This is a genomic window from Campylobacter sp. RKI_CA19_01121 (assembly GCF_025771295.1).
Taxonomy (GTDB): Bacteria; Campylobacterota; Campylobacteria; order Campylobacterales; family Campylobacteraceae; genus Campylobacter_D.
On sequence record NZ_JAKMQA010000001.1, the window covers coordinates 13,641 to 32,938 of the forward strand.

A 19,298-nucleotide genomic window follows, 5' to 3' on the forward strand; every position below is an offset into this window, starting at 1 on the left:
CTATAAAAACACATTATAATAAAATATTATATCAATCAAAAAAGGAAAACATGTGAAAACAACACTTTTAAAACTAGATAAAAATCTTGCTAATAAAAAAATAATAAATTGTGGTGTTATAAAAAAAGATGAAATGTATTATGCAAGTTTTGAAGAAGATTCGATCTTATTTGACATCAATGGAAATATACTAAAAAAAATCGCTGGCAAGATTTATCACTTAAATGATGATTTATATGGACTTTGCTGCACAAAAGCAAAATGTGGTCTTATAGATAAACAAGGAAATTTAGTTATAGAAGCAAAGTATGATGATATTTATGATTTTAGCGAAGGTTTAGCTATAGTTAAGCTTAATGGAAAATGGGGTTTTATAGACAAGCAAGGAAATTTAGTTATAGAAGCAAAATATGATGATATTTGGTATTTTGATGATGGCTTAGCTAAAGTTAAGCTTAATGGAAAATACGGCTTTATAGACAAAAAAGGAAATTTAGTTATAGAAGCAAAGTATGATGATATTAATGACTTTAGAGAAGATTTAGCTGTAGTTAAGCTTAATGGAAAATATGGCTTTATAGACAAAAAAGGAAATTGTATCATAGAAGCAAAGTATGATGATATTTATGATTTTAGCGAAGGTTTAGCTAGAGTTAAGCTTAATGGAAAATATGGCTTTATAGACAAAAAAGGAAATTGTATCATAGAAGCAAAGTATGATGATATTTATGATTTTAGCGAAGGTTTAGCTAGAGTTAAGCTTAATGGAAAATGTGGTTTTATAGACAAGCAAGGAAATTTAGCTATAGAAGCAAAATATGATGATATTTGGTATTTTGATGATGGCTTAGCTAAAGTTAAGCTTAATAAAAAATGGGGATTTATAGATAAGCAAGGAAATTTAGTTATAGAAGCAAAATATGATGATATTCGGGGTTTTGATGATGGCTTAGCTGAAGTTAAGCTTAATGGAAAATACGGATTTATAGACAAAAAAGGAAATTTAGTTATAAAAGCAAAGTATGATTGTGTTTGGGATTTTAGAGAAGGTTTAGCCAGAGTTAAGCTTAATGAAAAATGGGGCTTTATAGATAAGCAAGGAAATTTAGTTATAAAAGCAAAATATGATGATGTTGATGATTTTAGAGAAGGTTTAGCTGGAGTTAATCTTAATAGAAAATGGGGCTTTATAGACAAAAAAGGAAATTTAGTTATAAAAGCAAAGTATGATTGTGCTTGGGATTTTTGTGATGCTTTAGCCAGAGTTAAGCTTAATGAAAAATGGGGCTTTATAGATAAGCAAGGAAATTTAGTTATAAAAGCAAAATATGATGATGTTGATGATTTTAGAGAAGGTTTAGCCAGAGTTAAGCTTAATGAAAAATGGGGCTTTATAGATAAGCAAGGAAATTTAGTTATAGAAGCAAAATATGATGATGTTGATGATTTTAGAGAAGGTTTAGCTAGAGTTAAGCTTAATAGAAAATGGGGCTGTATAGACAAGCAAGGAAATTTAGTCATAGAAGCAAAATATGATGATGTTGAGAAATTTTATAATAATGACTTAGCTAGAGTTAAGTTTTATGAAAAATGTGGCTATGGTTTTATAGATGAAAAAGGGGAGATAATCATAAATACTGAATATGATAAAATTAGTTATCATAAAGAAGAAGAATTAGTAAAAGTCAAACTTAATGAAAAATGGGGCTTTATAGATAAGCAAGGAAATTTAGTTATAGAAGCAAAATATGATGATATTTGGAATTTTAATGATGGTTTAGCTGGAGTTAAGCTTAATGGAAAATGTGGATTTATAGATAAACAAGGAAATTTAGTTATAGAAGCAAAGTATGATTGTGTTTGGGATTTTAGCGAAGATTTAGCTGGAGTTAAGCTTAATGGAAAATGGGGCTTTGTAGATAAACAAGGAAATTTGGTTATAGAAGCAAAGTATGATTATGCTTGGGATTTTAGCGAAGATTTAGCTGGAGTTAAGCTTAATGGAAAATATGGCTTTATAGATAAGCAAGGAAATTTAGTTATAGAAGCAAAATATGATATGGTTTGGATTTGTAACGAAGGTTTAGCTAATGTTGTACTTAATGGAAAATGTGGTTTTGTAGATAAACAAGGAAATTTAGTTATAGAAACAAAATATGATGATGCTTTAAGCTTTAACGAAGGTTTAGCTGGAGTTAAGCTTAATGGAAAATGGGGCTTTGTAGACAAGCAAGGAAATTTAGTTATAGAAGCAAAATATGATGGCGTTTCAAACTTTAACGAAGGTTTAGCTGGAGTTAAGCTTAATGGAAAATGTGGTTTTGTAGACAAGCAAGGAAATTTAGTTATAGAAACAGAGTATGATATTGTCTTGAATCTTGTTGGTGATTATGAATATGATTACATGGGTTTTGCAGATATAGATGAAAATTGTTGTTATAGTGAGATACTAAAATTTGATACGAATTTATTTTTACTTAAAAAAGGCGAAGAATTAAAACTAAAAAACCTAAATTAATTTAAAATATTTGTGTGCTTGCTTATAATGCAAGCTTATAATAATTTAGATTTAATCCATAATAAAAGCGAAGCTATGAAAAGTTTTGAAACTATGCAAAATATGGATGAAAACGAAAGAAAAGCTCTCCGCCAAGCCTTACTAGAATACTGCAAACTTGATACTTTAGCCATGGTAAAAATTTTAAAACATTTAGAAGAGCTTGTAAAATAATAACTATATTAAAAGTTACTGCTTAGAGTTTTTATATCAATCTCTAAGCAAAAATCATCAAACTAGACAGCAGTAGTCTATAAAAATACATTATAATAAAATATTATATCAATCAAAAAAGGAAAACATGTGAAAACAACACTTTTAAAACTTGCCAATAAAAAATCTATTATGCAACTAAAATAAAATAATCACAATTTAAACAATGCTCACCACTAAACAACCTAAAAGCACCTTCACATATCAAAACTTTGATATAGAATATCATGGTTTTGGAGTGCTAAATGCAAAGAAAATATATTATATAAATTTAAAAATACACAATACAAAAAATCAGCATATTGTTTTTAAATCAATTCTAATTGATTCAAACGCACAATTTATAAAAGAATTAAAAGGAAGTATCAATTCCAAAAGCTTTTATAATGGTTTATTTAGAATATATAATGGAGATGAAAATAGCTTTGTAAATAAAAAAGGAAATATTATAAAAATAAATTTTCCTTATAAAATTGATGAAAATATTACAACACAAACTAAATTTAAAAACATAAAAAAATATAAAGAAAATTTAACAACTATTTGTTTAAAAGATAAATGGGGTTTTATAGATAAAAAAGGGAATTTAATCATAGATGCAAAGTATGATAATGCTTATGATTTTAACGAAGGTTTAGCTAGGGTTGAGCTTAATGGAAAATGTGGTTTTATAGATAAAAAAGGGGAAATTGCTATAGATACTAAATACAATAAAACCAAAGACTTTTTTCAAGGAATGGCTGCAGTTGAAATTGATAATAAATGGGGTTTTATAGATAAAAAAGGGAATTTAGTCATAGAAGCAAAGTATGATTTTATAGATGATTTAGATGATGATCTAGCTTTTTTTGACATACAAGGTGCTTCAAAAATTGGATTATATTTAATATTAAACAAAGAAAATATCGTGAGTTATTTTCACGATGGATTAGCTTCAATCTTGATTAATAAAAAATTTGGTTTTATAGATAAAAATGAAAAGCTAATTATCAAAGCACAATACGATGAAGTAAGTCATTTTAACAAAGGTTTTGCCAAAGTTAAACAAAGTGATAAATGGGGTCTTATAGATAAAAAAGGAAAGATTATTGTAAAAATCAAATATAATCAAATCATAATACTAGATAACAATCTAATATTAGCAATAAAAGATAAGATAGTTAATATGATAAATTTAAAAATCAAAAAAACCATAAAAATAAATGTTTTAAAATACATTAACTTCGATTGTTAAATGTATTTTAAGCACATTCTTTTAAGATCAAATTTTACTCTTTCAACTCTAGCAACCTTAAAATTCTCCAGCCTATATCCTTGCTTATACATGCAATTTGTCTTTGAGAAAAAGGATTAAGGGTTATTTTTCCGTTGTATTCTAAGTAAAATTTATGTCCATTTTTACTAAGCTCGTAAATTCCATTACCCAAATCATTTACATTTTCAAACTGCAAATCAAGCACAAATTCTCCATTTGTGTTAATAAAACCCCATTGATTATCTATACAAACTTGTGCCAAACCTTCTCTAAAATCAAACGCCTCATCAAAATGCTCTTTTATAACAATATTTGCATTTTTATCCACATAAATAAAACCATCACTTGTTAAAACTAATGCCAAACCACAGCTAAAACAGGACATATACTCATACTCATGCTCACAAAGTATCTCATCATTTTGATTGATCAAAAAATATCTATTGTCTTTTTTTACACTTGCTATGCCTTCGCTAAAGCTATTTGCTTCATCGTATTTTGCTTCTATGATGGTTTTTCCTTTTTTATTAATATAGCCGTATTTACCATCTTTTTTTACTACAGCTAAACCTTCGCTAAAATTACTTACATCATCGTATTTTGCTTCTATGATGGTCTTTCCTTTTGTATTAATAAAACCCCATTTTCCTCTCGCACAAAAGGCTGCTAAATTCTCACTAAAAAACCTAAGCTCATCATACATCACATCGATGATGATTTTGGCATTTTTATCTATAAAGCCGTATTTATTAGCTATCTTTACGCAAGCTAATCCACCAACAAATTCTCCAACTTCATCAAATTTAGCTTCACAAATTAACATCCCATTTTGATCCATGAAACCAAATTTAGAATTTTCTAAAAACAAAACAAGCTCATCATCAATAATCTTCATAAAATCAAAACTATTCTTACTAAGCTCATTTTTGTTTTTATCTACCAAAGTATATTTAGTCCCTACCCTGACTTTGATCATATCTTTGGATATAAATTTCACATCCTTATACATAGGATCAAAAATGCAATTTAAATTTACATCAAACAAACCATACAAAAACCCATCAAACACTAACAAATACTCATCATTTATCAAGCTAATATCATCAAATTTAGCCTCTAAAACAAGCTTTGCAAATTCATTCAAAACTCCACATTTAACCTTGCCATTGATCTTTTGCTTGTATAAAAATAATCTTTCATTTAGTCTTTTTATACTTAAAAACTCAAAATCACTTAAAAAATTTCCATTTTGATCGATCAATGCAAACACATCGCCTTTTTTGATCTTAAAAAGCTTATCACTAAGTCTTATAATGCCATCATATTCAGTCTTTAAAATGATATTTGCTTGAGTATCTATGATGATATTTTCATTTCCTTGTCGCAAAAGTGCATAATCATTTACAAAACTACAAACATCATCATATATAAGATCCACTACCACCTTAGCCTTAGTATCTATAAAACCCCATTTGTCATTTATCATAACACCTGCTAAATTTTGACTAAAATTTAAAACCTCATCATATAAAAAATCACAAATTAATTCTCCACTGCTATTTATAAAGCTATACTTGCCAGCTTTTTTTACCGCTGCAAAGCCATTTTGAAAATCTCTTACATGATCAAATTCATCATCAATAATAATCCTAACTTCTTTCATCACTTTCCTTTGTAAAATGAAATTATATTAGAATTTTATAGACTAAGATTGTCTATATTTTATGCTAGAATATCATTTTAAAAATATGGAGGAAAAAATGAAAAAGAAAAAAATACCAAGTCAGGTTCCATTTAGTTTTGAAGATTCTCCCTTTGAAAGCAAAGAAGAGTATCTAGAATTTATCAAAAACATGCCTAAGATAGCTACTTTAGATAAGGCTTTGATAAAAAAATCAAGAGAGAAAAATTTAGCAAATAAAGCCATTTCTTACATACAAAGAAAAACCAAGCTAAGCTATAACAATGCTAAAATTTTAAAAGATATCTTATCAAAAGAGTATTTTCGTAAGATAAGAAGCAAAAATAAGGTCTTTGCTAAATTTATGAAAAGATAAAGCCTTAGGCTTTATCTTAATTGCTTTTGAAAGAATTTTTTAATACTTCTAGCATTTGTTCTTTGTGTGTTTGTGCATTATCAAAAGTCCAATTTGACTGATTTTTTCCGCTTAAAGCATAAATTAACCAAAGTTTTAAAGATATAACACTATCTTTATTTATATATTTTTGCAAATCTAAATATTTATCTTGTGTATCTTGGTTACTCAAAGAAGAATTAAAACTAGAGCTAATAAGAGCTAAATTTCCAAAATTATCTACTTCTCCCCATCCTTGTGCTTTACTCTGTGCTTGCACATGCTCTATGGAATTTAAGCTTCTAAAATAGAAATTGTTAGCAATTTCACTAAAATTTTTATCATTTAATTTATAGTTACCTAAATGACTGTTTTCCCTATTTTTCCACAAATAATATTCCAAACGATAAAACCAATAATGTGGGGTTGCTGTTCCTTGATCTAAGTTTGGAATTTTTACTTCATTAGTATTAGTAAAAATACATTCTTCATTATTGCTTAAATTAACAAGAACTTCATTAGAAATTACCAATAAATCTTTTTTCTCTCCATTTTTTTCTGCTTCTTTTGCTTGCTCTTTAACTTCTGTGTTTGCTTGCTCTTTAACTTCTGTGTTTGCTTGCTCTTTGGCTAAAGATGTATCTAAATTTTCAAGGAAAGATATTGGATTTTTTTGAATAATATTTTTACCATTTGTGATAAAACCATAAAAATTAATGTTATCATTTATTTGTATTTCACTAATTATATTTTTATCATCACTTAACTCATCAAATGAAAAGTTCAATTTGATCTCTTTATCCAAAAATTTCAAAAACGGAGTAAGCCAGTGATGATGATTATTAGACATACCACTTCTTGCTACACGTAGATAATTTTGCACCATAGCAAGATCATCAAAATCTTTACTTATTGTGCATGTTTTATTTTCCTTATCTAATTTTCTAATCTTATAAGAATTTTCCATATCATCTTGACTTTTAATAACAAAATAATCAAATAAAATTCTATATTTTAAAAGATTTTCTATGAATTTTTTAGCTTTTTCTATTTCTTTTTGTTCTATTTCTTTTTGTTCTATTTCTTTTTGTTCTATTTCTTTTTGTTCTATTTCTTTTTGTTCTATTTCTTTTTGTTCTATTTCTTTTTGTTCTATTTTTATAATTTCTAAAAGCTTATTTTTATCTATAGTAATATCTTGTTCATTACAAATTTTATAAACATGCAATAAGAAAGTAGGAAAATCCACTATAGATTTAAATTTACCTTGGTTTTCCTTGTCTTGATTTGGTTTGTCAAATGATTTTTCAGGTTGTATGATATTATTTATAGAATCTCCACCTCTTTCATTTGAGCTAGAAATCTTTCTATCACTAGCTTTTTGAAAGATATAATTATCCATTTGAGAGCAAATATCCCATATATGAGCATAAAGAGTTCTTTTGCTTTCATTAATATTTGAAAGCAGTCTTGCTTTTAAAATTTCATGTTTTTCTAGTTGTTTGCCGCGGTTATTCATACGGATAAAAAAGCGATTTAAGTCAGTATTTTGGGTTAATTCTACAAAAACAAATTTTACTTTTTCATAAATAAAATTAGAAAACTTTACAATATCATCATTATTTTTGATATTCTCTTCAAACCAATTTACTATAGTTTCTAAAGCTTGCGGTATGTTTTGGCATATATCTTGTGGAAATTTTTTAATTTCTTGTAAAAAAATATCATTTTTTCTCTCATTATTTTGATTATCTTTACAAAATTTAGCAAATTCTTTTAGAACTTCTTCTTCTTTTTCTCTTATAGGCATGGAGATTCTAAGTTTATCACTTTGCATTATAAATTCTTTCCACTTTGGCTGATCGCTTGGATTTTTATAAGTTGGATTTTTATAAGAAAGAAAAAATCCTATCAAAAACAAAGTTGTTAAGCGTTGTTGGCCATCTATGAGTAGGTATTTATCATCTTTTTTACTTACTACTACATTACCGATAAAGTATTCTTTATTCTTATTTTCATCAAATTTAGTTTTTATATCATTAAGTAAGGTTTGTATTTGCTCTTTATTCCACTCATATAGTCTTTGATAAGGTGGAATTTCAAAAAAGATCTTATTATTATCCGCCACTTCACTAATATTTTTAATATTTGCTTTATTACTCATTGTTTATACCTTTATTTTTTATTTTTTTACATAATGTGATGGGATGTTTTTATATAGAGCATCTTCACCTTGATAGTATTTTTTAACAATTTCTATATAATCACCTCTTCCACCATCTAATTCTTGTGTTGATTTTCTTTCTTCTTCGTTTTTTATAGCTATAAAATCAAGTAAATTTTGCTCTAATTCCTCTTCAAAAGATACAAAATACACTTTTTCTAAAAATTCCAAAGCATAATCTCTTTGAGTAGCCCTATAAATACTTGGTCTATAAACTCTCAAACTAAAAGCAGCTCTTGCAAGCAAGGCTAAGAAATAATCACTATTACCATTTGGAAATTTAGAAAAATAAATCATCACGGCAATGGCATAAATGTATTTGTTATAAATAAATCCTGTGTAATATATTTTATCTAGCTCTTGGTATAAAGTATTATTTGATAATTTATCAAAAAGCTCATTGTATTTAAACAAATACTCGAAAAAATCCACCCCATTAGCAAAACTACTTAAAATTCCTAAATCTTCCTTGCTATAAAGGAATTTATCGCTAAAAAAATCTTTACAAAACTCTTCATATGCTTTAATATCATTAGCATTAATGCTTTTGTGCTTTAACCATGCTCTAGCAGGTGCTAAAAGCTCATCAAATAAAATAGTGATTTTCCTTTCATCTTTTGCAAGATTTTCAAATTTCCTTGCATAATAACCTAGCATACTACCTTGTTTTTTCTCTAAAGAATGCAAATGAAAAGCCTTTATAAGATCGTATGATTTTAAGCCTTTTCCTTTTGAATTTGCACTATCAAAAAACAAAAACGCATCATCTTCGCTTGGAGCTAAAACGCAGATAAATTCTATATTCTCTAAAAGAAAATCTAAAAACTTGTCTTTTTTATCATTTTCATAACTTTCAAAATAAGCTTTTATATACTCGTAATTTTCTTTGATATGGTATTTTGACTCATTATGAGAGTAATTAACTTCGCCTAAAAAATTACCTATTTTGCATTCTGTGCATTTTCCTTGATTGTTTTCGCATAAAACTCTTAAAATTAAAGCCAAGGTAGTAAGGCGTTGTTGGCCATCTACTATATTAAATTCATTATCTTTCTGTTGTTTGCCATCTACTATTTTGAGCTTATTTTCTGTATTTCCCTTATGCAATATCAAACTTCCTAAAAGATATTTTTGGTTTTCAACATTTTGTTTATTTTGGTTTTTATCTATTTGTTCGCTTATATCTTTTAAAAGAATTTTAACTTGCTCTATACCCCAAGCATAAGGGCGTTGATAATCAGGTATGTTTAAAGAAAAATTATTTTCTGAAAATATCTTTGATTTTTCCTTATTTTGACCATTTTCACTATCCACTTTACCACGCACCAACTCTTTCAAACTCACAACACAAGATTTTACTTCTGTATTTTCACCACTCATTTATAGCCTTTCTAAATTTTAAGCTTATTATATCAAACTATCTATCATTTTCAAAGCTTCCAAAGCTTTCATCTTAAGCCCTATGCCATTTCTAAAAAACTTTGGAAAATCACACTCATTTGGATTAATCCTTAAAAGTGTTCTAGCTTTGCTTTTTTTACAAAAATTCTCGCCAAATATACGCATACTAGGTACAGCCTTACCAGCTCCAAGCTCTATAAGCAAGATGTTTTTATCCTCTAAGGGTTTAAGCCAGTTTTTATAACTTTGCTTTTGTAAAAAATAACGGCTATCATTAAAACTACCATCATTAAACATTAAGATATTTGGTCTTGCTAAACCTTGACATCTAGGACATTTTGGCAAAGATAAGGCTTTGAAATTTTCCATATCTATATCTAATTTCTCTTGCATTTGCCAGATCAAATCACCACATGCATAATTAAAACATTGTAAGTAGTTTATATTTCCATGAAATTCATAAATTTTATTCTCATCAAAACCAGCCTTTTTAAAATGCCCATCTACATTAGTCGTAACGACATAATAATCTTGTTTGCTTTTTGCAAGTTTTAAAAGTATTTCATAACCTTTGTGTGGCATAGTATCTTTATATAACTTAAATCTATGTCCATAAAATGCCCAAGCAAGCTGTGCGTTTGTATAAAAATTTGTAGGATTAGCCATGCGTTCAAAGTCTATGTCTAGTTTTTGCAAATGCGGATAAGCTCTCCAAAAACCTTCTTTTCCTCTAAAATCAGGCAAACCACTATCTACTCCCATGCCAGCTCCAGCTGTGATGATGATTACCTCTGCTTTGTCTAAAGCTTCTTTTATATAAGTTTGTATTTGCATTTTTTACCTTTAAAAATTTTCATAATCAAATTTCCTAGCCTCATGTAGCTCTTTAGCTACTTCAAGGCTCATTTCCCAAAAAACTGCATTCATGGATTTTGGCATGCAATTTTCATCTTCGTATTTTTTGTTTATAGCCTTATAAACCTCATCATTTTCCTCACAATCAACAGCAAGACTACCTAAATAAGGATACGACAAATACCCCACCGGAGCCGTATCAAATACCATAGTTAGTTTTGTTTTTGGAAAATTTTCTTTCATAAAAGCTAAAAATTCATCTCTAGCTTTATAATCTGTCTTGTCTTTATCAAACAAATCACTATGTTTTGTTTTATTGACATGAAAATCATTGTTTGGAGTGTTAAAACACATCCAAAAAGATTTTTTACCTTTTTGGATGGTATAATCTTGAATAGTCTCAACCGCTAAAGCCATTTTTCATCCTTTTTATATTGTATTGATATAATTATACTATATAAAATGGACTTTTAGTGTCTATATTTTAACCTTTACATTTTTGAGCTATCACATCCATAGCTTCTTGTGAGAGAACAAAATTTGTATGATAAAGCAAGCAACTACCCATATCAAGCACTTTTAGCACAAGCTTTTTGTTATTAGTATCTTTTGGGTTATGCCTTGTATTAGCTAGATCATAAATTTCATACACCATATCTTTGCTAAGCTTGTTAATATCAAGTTCTATGATATTTTCTTCAAATTTCATAGGCTCTTGGGTAAATTCTTCTTTGTTTTCTTTTTTTGCAAAGCTTTTTTTCTTACTAAAAGATTTTAGCTCATTTTCCTTTGCTTCTTCTAGGGTGTAAATTTCATTTAAACTAAAGCTTAAATCATTGTCATTGTTTTTATATCTTAGTAAAAAAGCAAAGGCTTCATCCTTGCTTTCTTTAAAAAGAGCTTCAACTTTTTCTACTTGGGCTTCAAAGATAATCATATCAAAAGTAGAATAAAAGTCTAAAACCACAGCCTTAGCATATCTTTTACCACTTTTACTCATCATCGATTTAAAATCTTCAATCTTTCCTACAACCAAAAGCTCACCTTCGCCTTTGAGTGTTTCAAAATCCATACTTTTAAAATACTCTATGCCTTCTATTTGACTTGCAAATTTATCTAAAGGATGGCCTGATACATAAATTCCTAAGATTTCTTTTTCATAGCCTAGTTTTTCCATTAGCTCAAATTCGATTTTACTATCATGAAGCCCTACTTTGATATCTGCAGCTATTTCTTCTTCTCCAAAAAGTGAAGCAGTAGAATTTCTTTTAACTTCAGCAATTTTCCTACTTGTTTCTGAAATAAGCTCAAGATTATCCACTAAGCATTTTCTAGTATAGCCAAACTCATCAAAAGCACCTGATTTAGCTAAATTTTCTATGGTTTTTTTATTGATCTTAGTTGGATCAATCGAACTTATAAAATCATCAAAATCACTAAAGCCCTCTTCTTTGCGAATTGCCATGATATTTTCTATCGCAGGAATTCCCACACTCTTAATCGCTCCAAGCCCATAAATAATAGCTTCAGAACCATCTTCAAGCTTAGTTGCACTAAATTCTCTTTGGGCTTTGTTAATACTTGGTGGCAAAAGCTTGATGCTCATTCTTTTCATCTCTTCAATGTATTTTGCGACCTTATCTACATTGCTTTCTTCACTTGTTAAAAGCGCAGCCATAAACTCACTTGGATAATAAGTCTTTAAATACGCTGTTTGAAAGGTTATAAGTGCGTAAGCAGCTGAGTGAGATTTATTAAAGCCATATTCAGCAAATTTCAAAATAAGCTCAAACAAATCATCAGCCTTTTTCTCATCATAACCTTGCTTTTTAGCGCCTTCTAAATACTCTGCTTTAAGATTATCCAAAATTTCTCTTTTTTTCTTACCCATAGCACGGCGCACATTATCAGCCCCGCCTAAAGAAAAACCACCGATTTTTTGCACTATTTGCATAACCTGCTCTTGATAAACTATAACCCCATAAGTATTTTCAAGTATAGGTTTTAAATCTTCAAATGCATAAGTAGCAGCCTTTCTACCATGTTTGATATCGATAAAATCATCCACCATCCCACTATCAAGTGGGCCTGGTCTATATAAAGCTAAAACCGCGATTAAATCTTCAAATCTTTCAGGCTTTAACCTAGCATTTAAACTTTGCATACCGCCTGATTCTATTTGGAAAATGCCCAAGGTATTTCCACTTTGTATGGTTTTATAAACCTTAGGATCATTCATATCAATCTTTTCCCAAATTACATCTTTACCATAGCGCTTTTTTACTAGCTTAATCGCATTATCAATCACCGTAAGAGTTTTTAAACCCAAAAAGTCAAATTTGATTAAATCCACATCTTCAAGATATTCTTTAGAATACTGCGTAACTAAATGACGCTCATCATTTTTACTTTGTCTAAACAGTGGAGCTTTATTCCACAAAGCTTCATTAGATATCACAACTCCGGCTGCATGCATACCTGCGTTTCTATTTAAACCCTCTAGCGCTTTAGCAAAGTCCCAAACCTGACGTCCTTTTGGATGAGAATTTACAAATTCAGCGATTTTTGGTTCTTGCTCATAAGCTTTTTCTAAAGTGATTTTTAGTTCTTCAGGAACTAATTTTGCCAAAGCATCCGCATCAGGTATGCTCATATCACAAACCCTAGCTACATCACGGATTACTCCCTTTGCTAAAAGCTTACCAAAGGTAATAACTTGTGCAACCTTTTCAGCTCCGTATTTATCAATAACATAATCAATTACTTCCCCTCTTCTATCTTGACAAAAATCCACGTCAATATCTGGCATTGATACACGCTCAGGATTTAAAAATCTCTCAAAAAGAAGATTATAAGGTATAGGATCTAAATCTGTAATTTTTAAACAATACGAAACCAAACTCCCCGCAGCACTCCCACGGCCTGGGCCAACTGGTATATCTTTTTCCTTAGCTGCAGCGATAAAATCATGAACGATTAGCATATAACCTGAAAATTTCATATTTTTAATAATACTAATTTCTAAATCAAGCCTATCTTTATACTCTTGATGTTTACTCTCATCGATAAATTGAAGTCTTTCTTCTAAGCCCTTTTTACAAAGATATTCAAAAACTATATCATCATTATCAAAGCTAAATTCTTGATCTTCTTGACTTAAGCTTATGCCGTATTTTTTCGCATATTCACGGGTAAATTTAAAATTTGGCGGGGTAGGATCGCCTAGTTTTAATTCTAGATTGCATTTATTAGCTATTTCTTGAGTATTTTCAATGGCTTCAGGAATATCAGCAAAAAGCTCACTCATTTGCTCTGGTGTTTTTACATAAAACTCATGCACTTCATGTCTTAAACGCCCTGGATCATCAAGCTTAACCCCCATAGCTATACACATAAATACTTCATGCGCAGCTGCTCTTTCTTTAAAAGTATAATGCGTATCATTGGTTGCGATGATTTTTATATCAAGCTCTTTAGCAAGTTTGATGATAGAATCATCGATAAATTTTTGATCATCAATACCATGACGCATAATCTCAAGGTAAAAATCATCTCCAAAAACCTTTTTATACCAAAGCGCAGCTTCTTTTGCGCCTTCATAACCTTTTGCGCCAAATTTTAAATTTCTTTCATTTTTGGTATTTAAATGCCAATTAACCTCACCTTGCAAACATGCAGAAGAGCAAATTAAACCCTCACTATGAGCTTCTAATAGCTTTTTATTAATCCTTGGGTAATAATACAAGCCATGTATATAGCTTTGCGAGCTTAAATACATCAAATTTTTATAGCCAATTTCATTTTTAGCAAACAAACAAATATGAAAGCGTTGTCTTGAGCTTTTATCGCTTAAATCATCATGATTATGCAAATACGCTTCAAGCCCTATGATAGGTTTAATCCCCTCAGCCCTCATCGTTTTATAAAAATCAATAGCACCAAACATATTTCCATGATCAGTCATAGCAACACTTGTTGCACCTTGTGCTTTTAGCGTTTTAGCAAGCTCTTTGAGTTTATTTGCTCCATCAAGTAAAGAATATTCTGTGTGTAAATGTAAATGTGTAAATTGGCTCATATTTTCCCTTGTATTTTTTTATTATTATAAAAAAAAACCTTAAATTTAAAACTTACAAGCATAAAAAATGTATAATAGCTTACTTTCAAAAAAGGAGTAAAAAATGGAAGTAAAAATTTATTATTGTAATCTTTGAAATTACAAACCACAAGCTGCAAGGGTTGCAGAAGAAATACAAAACGAATTCAAAGATGCGCAAATTTCTACCATAGAAAAAGGTGGTGGTCATTTTATAGTAGAAGTAGATGGCAAAATCATTTACTCTAAAAAAGACTTGTTTAACTGCGAAGTAGATAGATTTCCTCATGAGGGTGAAATCACTAAGCTTATGAAACAAATATAAGCTAAACCCTCATTAGCGAGGGTTTATTTTGTTAAAGGAACAAGCATACCTTCATAAAGTTTTTGATAAATTTCTTCTGAGCATAAATGTTTAGCAAGCTCTAAACCAAACAAAATAGCCGTAGCAGGCCCAGCTGCTGTGATGACATTTTCATTTACCACAACTGCTTTATTTACTCTTACACCTTCAATACCTACTTCACAACCAGGATAGCAAGAAAACTCCCCATTTATCACCCCTGCTTTAGCTAACACCATAGGTGAAGCACAAATAGCTGCTACGATTTTTTTCTTAGCATGTAAATCTTGTATGATTTTTATGATAGCTTGATTATTTTTTAAATTCATCATACCTTCAAATCCACCTGCTAAAGCAATTGCATCTAAATTTTCTTGATCAACACTAGATAAACTCACATCAGCCCTTATGCAAATTCCATTAGCTCCTTGCACTAAAAGCTCATCATCAAGCGAAGCAATAATTACTTCTAAATTTCCACTAGCTTCTCCTGCTCTTTTTAAAACATCAGCTATACCTATAAACTCAGCCTCTTCAAAACCTTTTGCCAAAGGCACTAAAACTTTTTTCATTTTTCCTCCTTTTAGTCAATAAATCTTTTATTTAATTCATGAAAATACTCTATGCGTCTATCGCGTAAAAATGGCCACCATCTGCGTACATTTTCACATCTTTGCATATCAATTTCAATGATTTTACAAAGCTCTTGTTTATCATCGGCTCTAAAAAGCTCTTCACCTTGAGCCCCAAAGACAAAAGAATTCCCCCAAAATCTTATGCCATCTTCCACACCACTTTCATCTTTTTCAAAACCCACTCTATTAATAGCTACTACAGGTAAGCCATTAGCTATAGCATGGCCTCTTTGTACACCTATCCAAGCTTCAAGTTGTCTTTGTTTTTCTTCTTTTGCATCTTTATCGAACCAACCAATAGCAGTAGGATAAATCAAAATTTGTGCTCCTTTTAAAGCCATTAACCTAGCAGCTTCAGGATACCATTGATCCCAGCATATTAAAACTCCAAGTTTTCCAACGCTTGTTTGTATAGGTTCAAAACCCAAATCACCTGGAGTAAAATAAAATTTTTCATAAAAACAAGGATCATCAGGTATGTGCATTTTACGGTATTTACCTGCTATGGAGCCATCTTTTTCAAATACCACGCTAGTATTATGATAAAGCCCTGCGCTTCTTTTTTCAAATAAAGAAGTTACCAAAACAACTTTATTTTCCCTAGCTACATTAGACCAAAATTTAACATCTTCTTCATAGTCATTGGCTAAATCAAAAAAGTCTGTATTTTCACTTTGACAAAAATACTGCGTTTGATGAAGCTCTTGCAAGCATACAAGTTCAGCCTTTTCTTTTGCTGCTTGTTTGATAAGTTCGCATGTTTTTTCTATAGTTTTTTCTTTATTTTGTTTAAATTCTTGCTGTATGAGTGCTAATTTCATTTTTACTCCTTTCTTCTTCTGAATCATCATAAGGGTCTAAGTGTATATGGATATTCCAAAAATCATCTTTAAAATGCTCCCTTATACTATCTTCAATCTCATCACCGATTTTATGAGCTTTTAAAAGTGATATTGTAGGTTCAAAAACTAAATGCACACTAACATAAAGTATATCAGGGCTTTTTCTAGTTTTTAAATGATGAAAGCTTTTGACCTCTTTATTTGCACTTATAATTTGCTTAATCACTTCAACTTGTTCTTTATCAATTGCCACATCTAATAAAATTTTAGAACTTTCTTTTATGATTTTAAAAGCTGAAAAAATCGTATATAAACTTATAGCTATACCAAATAATCCATCAATAAAATGATAATTTGTAAAAGCTATAATCACAAGTGCTAAAAGCGTTAGAGCATTAGTTAAAAAGTCTATTTTATAGTGTAAGCTATCAGCTTTTATAATCAAGCTTTTTGTTTTTTTAGCAACATAATTTAAAAAAACCACCAAACACAAAGTCACAGCCATAGCAAAAGCCATGACAAAAATTCCAAGATCAAGTTTTTCTACACTTTCTTGATTGTGAATTTTCAAAACACTCTCATAAAAAATATAAACCCCAATCCCGCTAATCACAAGACCTTCAAAAAGCCCCATTAATGCTTCAATTTTACTAAGGCCAAAATTATATTCTTTACTAGAACCTTGAGAGCTTTTTTTCAAAGCTAAAAAATTTAAACCCGAAATCACACAATCAAGTAAAGAATCAATCGCACTAGAAAGCACCGCAACAGAACCTGAAGCTAAACCTACTATAAATTTAACAATAGCTAAAAAAATAGCACATACACTTGCGATGATGGTTGCGCTTTTTTGCAAATTCATCTTTGACCTTCATAGCGGTTTTGACAAGAACAATGCAAAGAACCATTTTGTCTTAAAAACACTCTTGCATCAACCCCTACCACTTTTCTATCTTTGCATGCTTTTTGTAAATTTTCTAATACCAAAGCATCGTTTTCATCATTATAAGTTGGCACTATCAAGCCACCATTAACAAAAACAAAATTTGCATAAGTAGCACCAAGCCTTTTACCTTCAAAATATAAAGGCTTAGGTAAAGGAAGCTCTAATAAATCAAACCCTGTTTTTTTCAGCTCATCTTCCATAGCCTTTAAAGGTGCGTAATGCTCATCATTTTCATCTTTACACACACAATAAGCAATGGTTTTTTCATTGATAAATCTTGCTAGAGTATCTATATGATGATCAGTATCATCACCTTTTATATAACCATGATTTAACCATATAATTTGATTTAAGCCAAAAATTTCTTTTAACTTGGCTTCAATTTGCTCTTTATTTAAATGTGAATTTCTATTTTCATTTAACAAACAAGCACTCGTTGTAAGCATTACTCCTTGCCCATTAAAATCAATACTCCCACCTTCTAAAATAAAATCAATTTTTTCTAATTTTCCAGATAATTTTTGCGCAAAAAGTTTTGAATTTACCGCATTATCTAAAGTGCTTTGAAATTTATCGCCCCAAGCATTAAAAATAAAATCAAGCCCTATAGTTTTATCATCTTCAAGCACATCAATTGCACCAAAATCTCTAATCCAAGTATCATTAGTATCACACTTAAAAAAATCAACGTTTTTTATATGCTTAAATCTTTGAAAGTCTTTTTCACTTGGCGCTATAAGTAAAACTTTTTGAAAATTTGCCACAGCTTTAACAAATTCTTCATAGCTTTGTAAAATCTCTTCTAAATAAGGCTTCCAATCGCTATTTTCATGAGGCAAGGAAAGTAAAAGTAGCTCTTGTTTTTGCCATTCTGCTATGCTTTTTCTCATTTTGATACCCTTTTTGATAATTAAAAAAGTATTTTAACATTTTTAATGATAGTTTTTTACTCTTTTTTTAAAACCCAAGCAAAATACCATATCGCAAAAGATAAAAACAAAATCACAAAAAGCTTTTTATCATACACTCCAAAACCAATATAAAGCACAGAATACATAAAACCAAAACTTCCTGCATAAATGCAAATTCTACTCATTAAACCATTTTCCACCGCTCTAAAACATGGGCATTTGTGAAAAAATTTCTTTTTTGTTTCTTTAGGTTTAAAAAAACTCAAAACCGCACTTAAAATCAGCAAAAAACTTAAAAAATATAAAACCTTATCCATTAGTGAAAATACCTTAACCAAGCAGGAATTGCTTTTTGTTCTTCTTTTAAAGTGCTTTCTTCTCCATGCCCTGGAAGTAATCTAAAATCTTTTTCATAAGCTAAAACTTTAAGCAAACTCTCTTTCATCTTAGCTGCATCTGAGTAAGGAAAGTCCCATCTACCAATACTACGGTAAAATAAAAAATCTCCACTAAAAAGCACATCTTCACCCACAAGTTCTATCATACAACACCCTGGAGTATGTCCTGGAAAATGATGAAATTTAAACTTAAACTCATCTATACTAAATTCATTTTCATTTTCTATTAACACATCAGCATTTGAATGCTCAAAACCATAATTAAAAGGATCTTTTAGCATAAAAGCATCATCTTTATGGATAAAAAGTGGAATTTCATAAACCTTTTTAACTTTAGCATTATCATAAACATGATCATAATGACCATGGGTATTTAAAATAGCTAAAGGTTTGCTTGCGTTTTCTTTGATAAACTCATAAGCATTTTCACCTGGATCGATGATGATTTGCTTGTTATTATGATCTATAATATAACAATTTGTTTCATACATTCCGCATGGTTGTTTTAAAATACGCATATAAACTTCCTTTTAACTAAATCAAATAT

At 29.6% G+C, this 19,298-nt stretch carries 17 protein-coding genes; 5 read left to right on the forward strand and 12 right to left on the reverse strand.

The window, feature by feature from the left end; all coding sequences use genetic code 11:
- The first annotated feature begins 52 nt into the window (after nt 1-52).
- The 3 genes from L8T90_RS00065 to L8T90_RS00075 all read left to right on the forward strand — a co-directional run bounded on the left by L8T90_RS00065 (nt 53) and on the right by L8T90_RS00075 (nt 4,004).
- Nucleotides 53-2,518 (forward strand): WG repeat-containing protein, encoded by a 2,466-nt coding sequence (locus tag L8T90_RS00065; RefSeq protein ID WP_263736365.1) that lies wholly within the window; start codon nt 53-55, stop codon nt 2,516-2,518.
- A gap of 75 nt (nt 2,519-2,593) precedes the next feature.
- Entirely contained in the window at nt 2,594-2,731 is a 138-nt protein-coding gene (locus tag L8T90_RS00070) for a hypothetical protein (RefSeq protein WP_220555425.1), read from the forward strand.
- A gap of 205 nt (nt 2,732-2,936) precedes the next feature.
- The gene (locus L8T90_RS00075; protein ID WP_263736366.1) at nt 2,937-4,004 is read left to right on the forward strand and encodes a WG repeat-containing protein; all 1,068 of its coding nucleotides are present in this window, start codon (nt 2,937-2,939) and stop codon (nt 4,002-4,004) included.
- 34 nt (nt 4,005-4,038) lie between these two features.
- Here L8T90_RS00075 and L8T90_RS00080 read toward each other — a convergent pair whose 3' ends face one another.
- Nucleotides 4,039-5,688 (reverse strand): WG repeat-containing protein, encoded by a 1,650-nt coding sequence (locus L8T90_RS00080; protein WP_263736367.1) that lies wholly within the window; start codon nt 5,686-5,688, stop codon nt 4,039-4,041.
- A gap of 97 nt (nt 5,689-5,785) precedes the next feature.
- Here L8T90_RS00080 and L8T90_RS00085 point away from each other — a divergent pair, with 97 nt between their 5' ends.
- Nucleotides 5,786-6,082 (forward strand): hypothetical protein, encoded by a 297-nt coding sequence (locus L8T90_RS00085; RefSeq protein ID WP_263736368.1) that lies wholly within the window; start codon nt 5,786-5,788, stop codon nt 6,080-6,082.
- Between the two features lie 16 nt (nt 6,083-6,098).
- On the opposite strand, the gene L8T90_RS00090 is transcribed toward L8T90_RS00085, so the two are convergent.
- The 5 genes from L8T90_RS00090 to dnaE form a co-directional block, all read right to left on the reverse strand.
- The gene (locus L8T90_RS00090) at nt 6,099-8,264 is read right to left on the reverse strand and encodes a DUF262 domain-containing protein (protein ID WP_263736369.1); all 2,166 of its coding nucleotides are present in this window, start codon (nt 8,262-8,264) and stop codon (nt 6,099-6,101) included.
- Between the two features lie 18 nt (nt 8,265-8,282).
- Nucleotides 8,283-9,704, reverse strand: coding sequence for a DUF262 domain-containing protein (locus L8T90_RS00095; protein WP_263736370.1), 1,422 nt, complete (start codon nt 9,702-9,704; stop codon nt 8,283-8,285).
- A gap of 27 nt (nt 9,705-9,731) precedes the next feature.
- Nucleotides 9,732-10,559, reverse strand: coding sequence for an SIR2 family NAD-dependent protein deacylase (locus L8T90_RS00100; protein ID WP_263736371.1), 828 nt, complete (start codon nt 10,557-10,559; stop codon nt 9,732-9,734).
- Nucleotides 10,560-10,568: 9 nt separating this feature from the next.
- Nucleotides 10,569-10,997, reverse strand: coding sequence for a hypothetical protein (locus L8T90_RS00105; RefSeq protein ID WP_214119085.1), 429 nt, complete (start codon nt 10,995-10,997; stop codon nt 10,569-10,571).
- 67 nt (nt 10,998-11,064) lie between these two features.
- Nucleotides 11,065-14,658: a DNA polymerase III subunit alpha gene (dnaE, locus tag L8T90_RS00110; RefSeq protein ID WP_263736372.1), complete on the reverse strand. Its 3,594-nt coding sequence runs from the start codon at nt 14,656-14,658 to the stop codon at nt 11,065-11,067.
- Nucleotides 14,659-14,761: 103 nt separating this feature from the next.
- Here dnaE and L8T90_RS00115 point away from each other — a divergent pair, with 103 nt between their 5' ends.
- Nucleotides 14,762-15,001, forward strand: a complete 240-nt coding sequence (locus tag L8T90_RS00115; protein WP_257906301.1) for a SelT/SelW/SelH family (seleno)protein — start codon at nt 14,762-14,764, stop codon at nt 14,999-15,001.
- 23 nt (nt 15,002-15,024) lie between these two features.
- Here the strand turns inward: L8T90_RS00115 and L8T90_RS00120 are convergent, their stop codons facing one another.
- From L8T90_RS00120 to L8T90_RS00145, 6 genes are read right to left on the reverse strand one after another with little or no spacing between them, the layout of a single operon-like run.
- On the reverse strand, nt 15,025-15,591 hold the full coding sequence (locus L8T90_RS00120; RefSeq protein WP_263678634.1) for a DJ-1 family glyoxalase III: 567 nt from the start codon (nt 15,589-15,591) through the stop codon (nt 15,025-15,027).
- An 11-nt stretch (nt 15,592-15,602) separates the two neighbouring features.
- A complete protein-coding gene (locus L8T90_RS00125; protein WP_263736373.1) occupies nt 15,603-16,475 on the reverse strand; it encodes an N-carbamoylputrescine amidohydrolase in 873 nt (290 codons plus the stop codon).
- Nucleotides 16,444-17,358, reverse strand: a complete 915-nt coding sequence (locus L8T90_RS00130) for a cation diffusion facilitator family transporter (protein ID WP_263702029.1) — start codon at nt 17,356-17,358, stop codon at nt 16,444-16,446. The genes L8T90_RS00125 and L8T90_RS00130 overlap by 32 nt, the downstream gene beginning before the upstream one ends.
- Entirely contained in the window at nt 17,355-18,332 is a 978-nt protein-coding gene (locus L8T90_RS00135) for an agmatine deiminase family protein (RefSeq protein WP_263736374.1), read from the reverse strand. The genes L8T90_RS00130 and L8T90_RS00135 overlap by 4 nt, the downstream gene beginning before the upstream one ends.
- A gap of 56 nt (nt 18,333-18,388) precedes the next feature.
- The gene (locus tag L8T90_RS00140; RefSeq protein WP_263682180.1) at nt 18,389-18,670 is read right to left on the reverse strand and encodes a hypothetical protein; all 282 of its coding nucleotides are present in this window, start codon (nt 18,668-18,670) and stop codon (nt 18,389-18,391) included.
- Nucleotides 18,670-19,269, reverse strand: a complete 600-nt coding sequence (locus L8T90_RS00145; protein ID WP_263663228.1) for an MBL fold metallo-hydrolase — start codon at nt 19,267-19,269, stop codon at nt 18,670-18,672. Before L8T90_RS00145 ends, L8T90_RS00140 begins: the two co-directional genes overlap by 1 nt.
- Nucleotides 19,270-19,298: the final 29 nt, after the last annotated feature.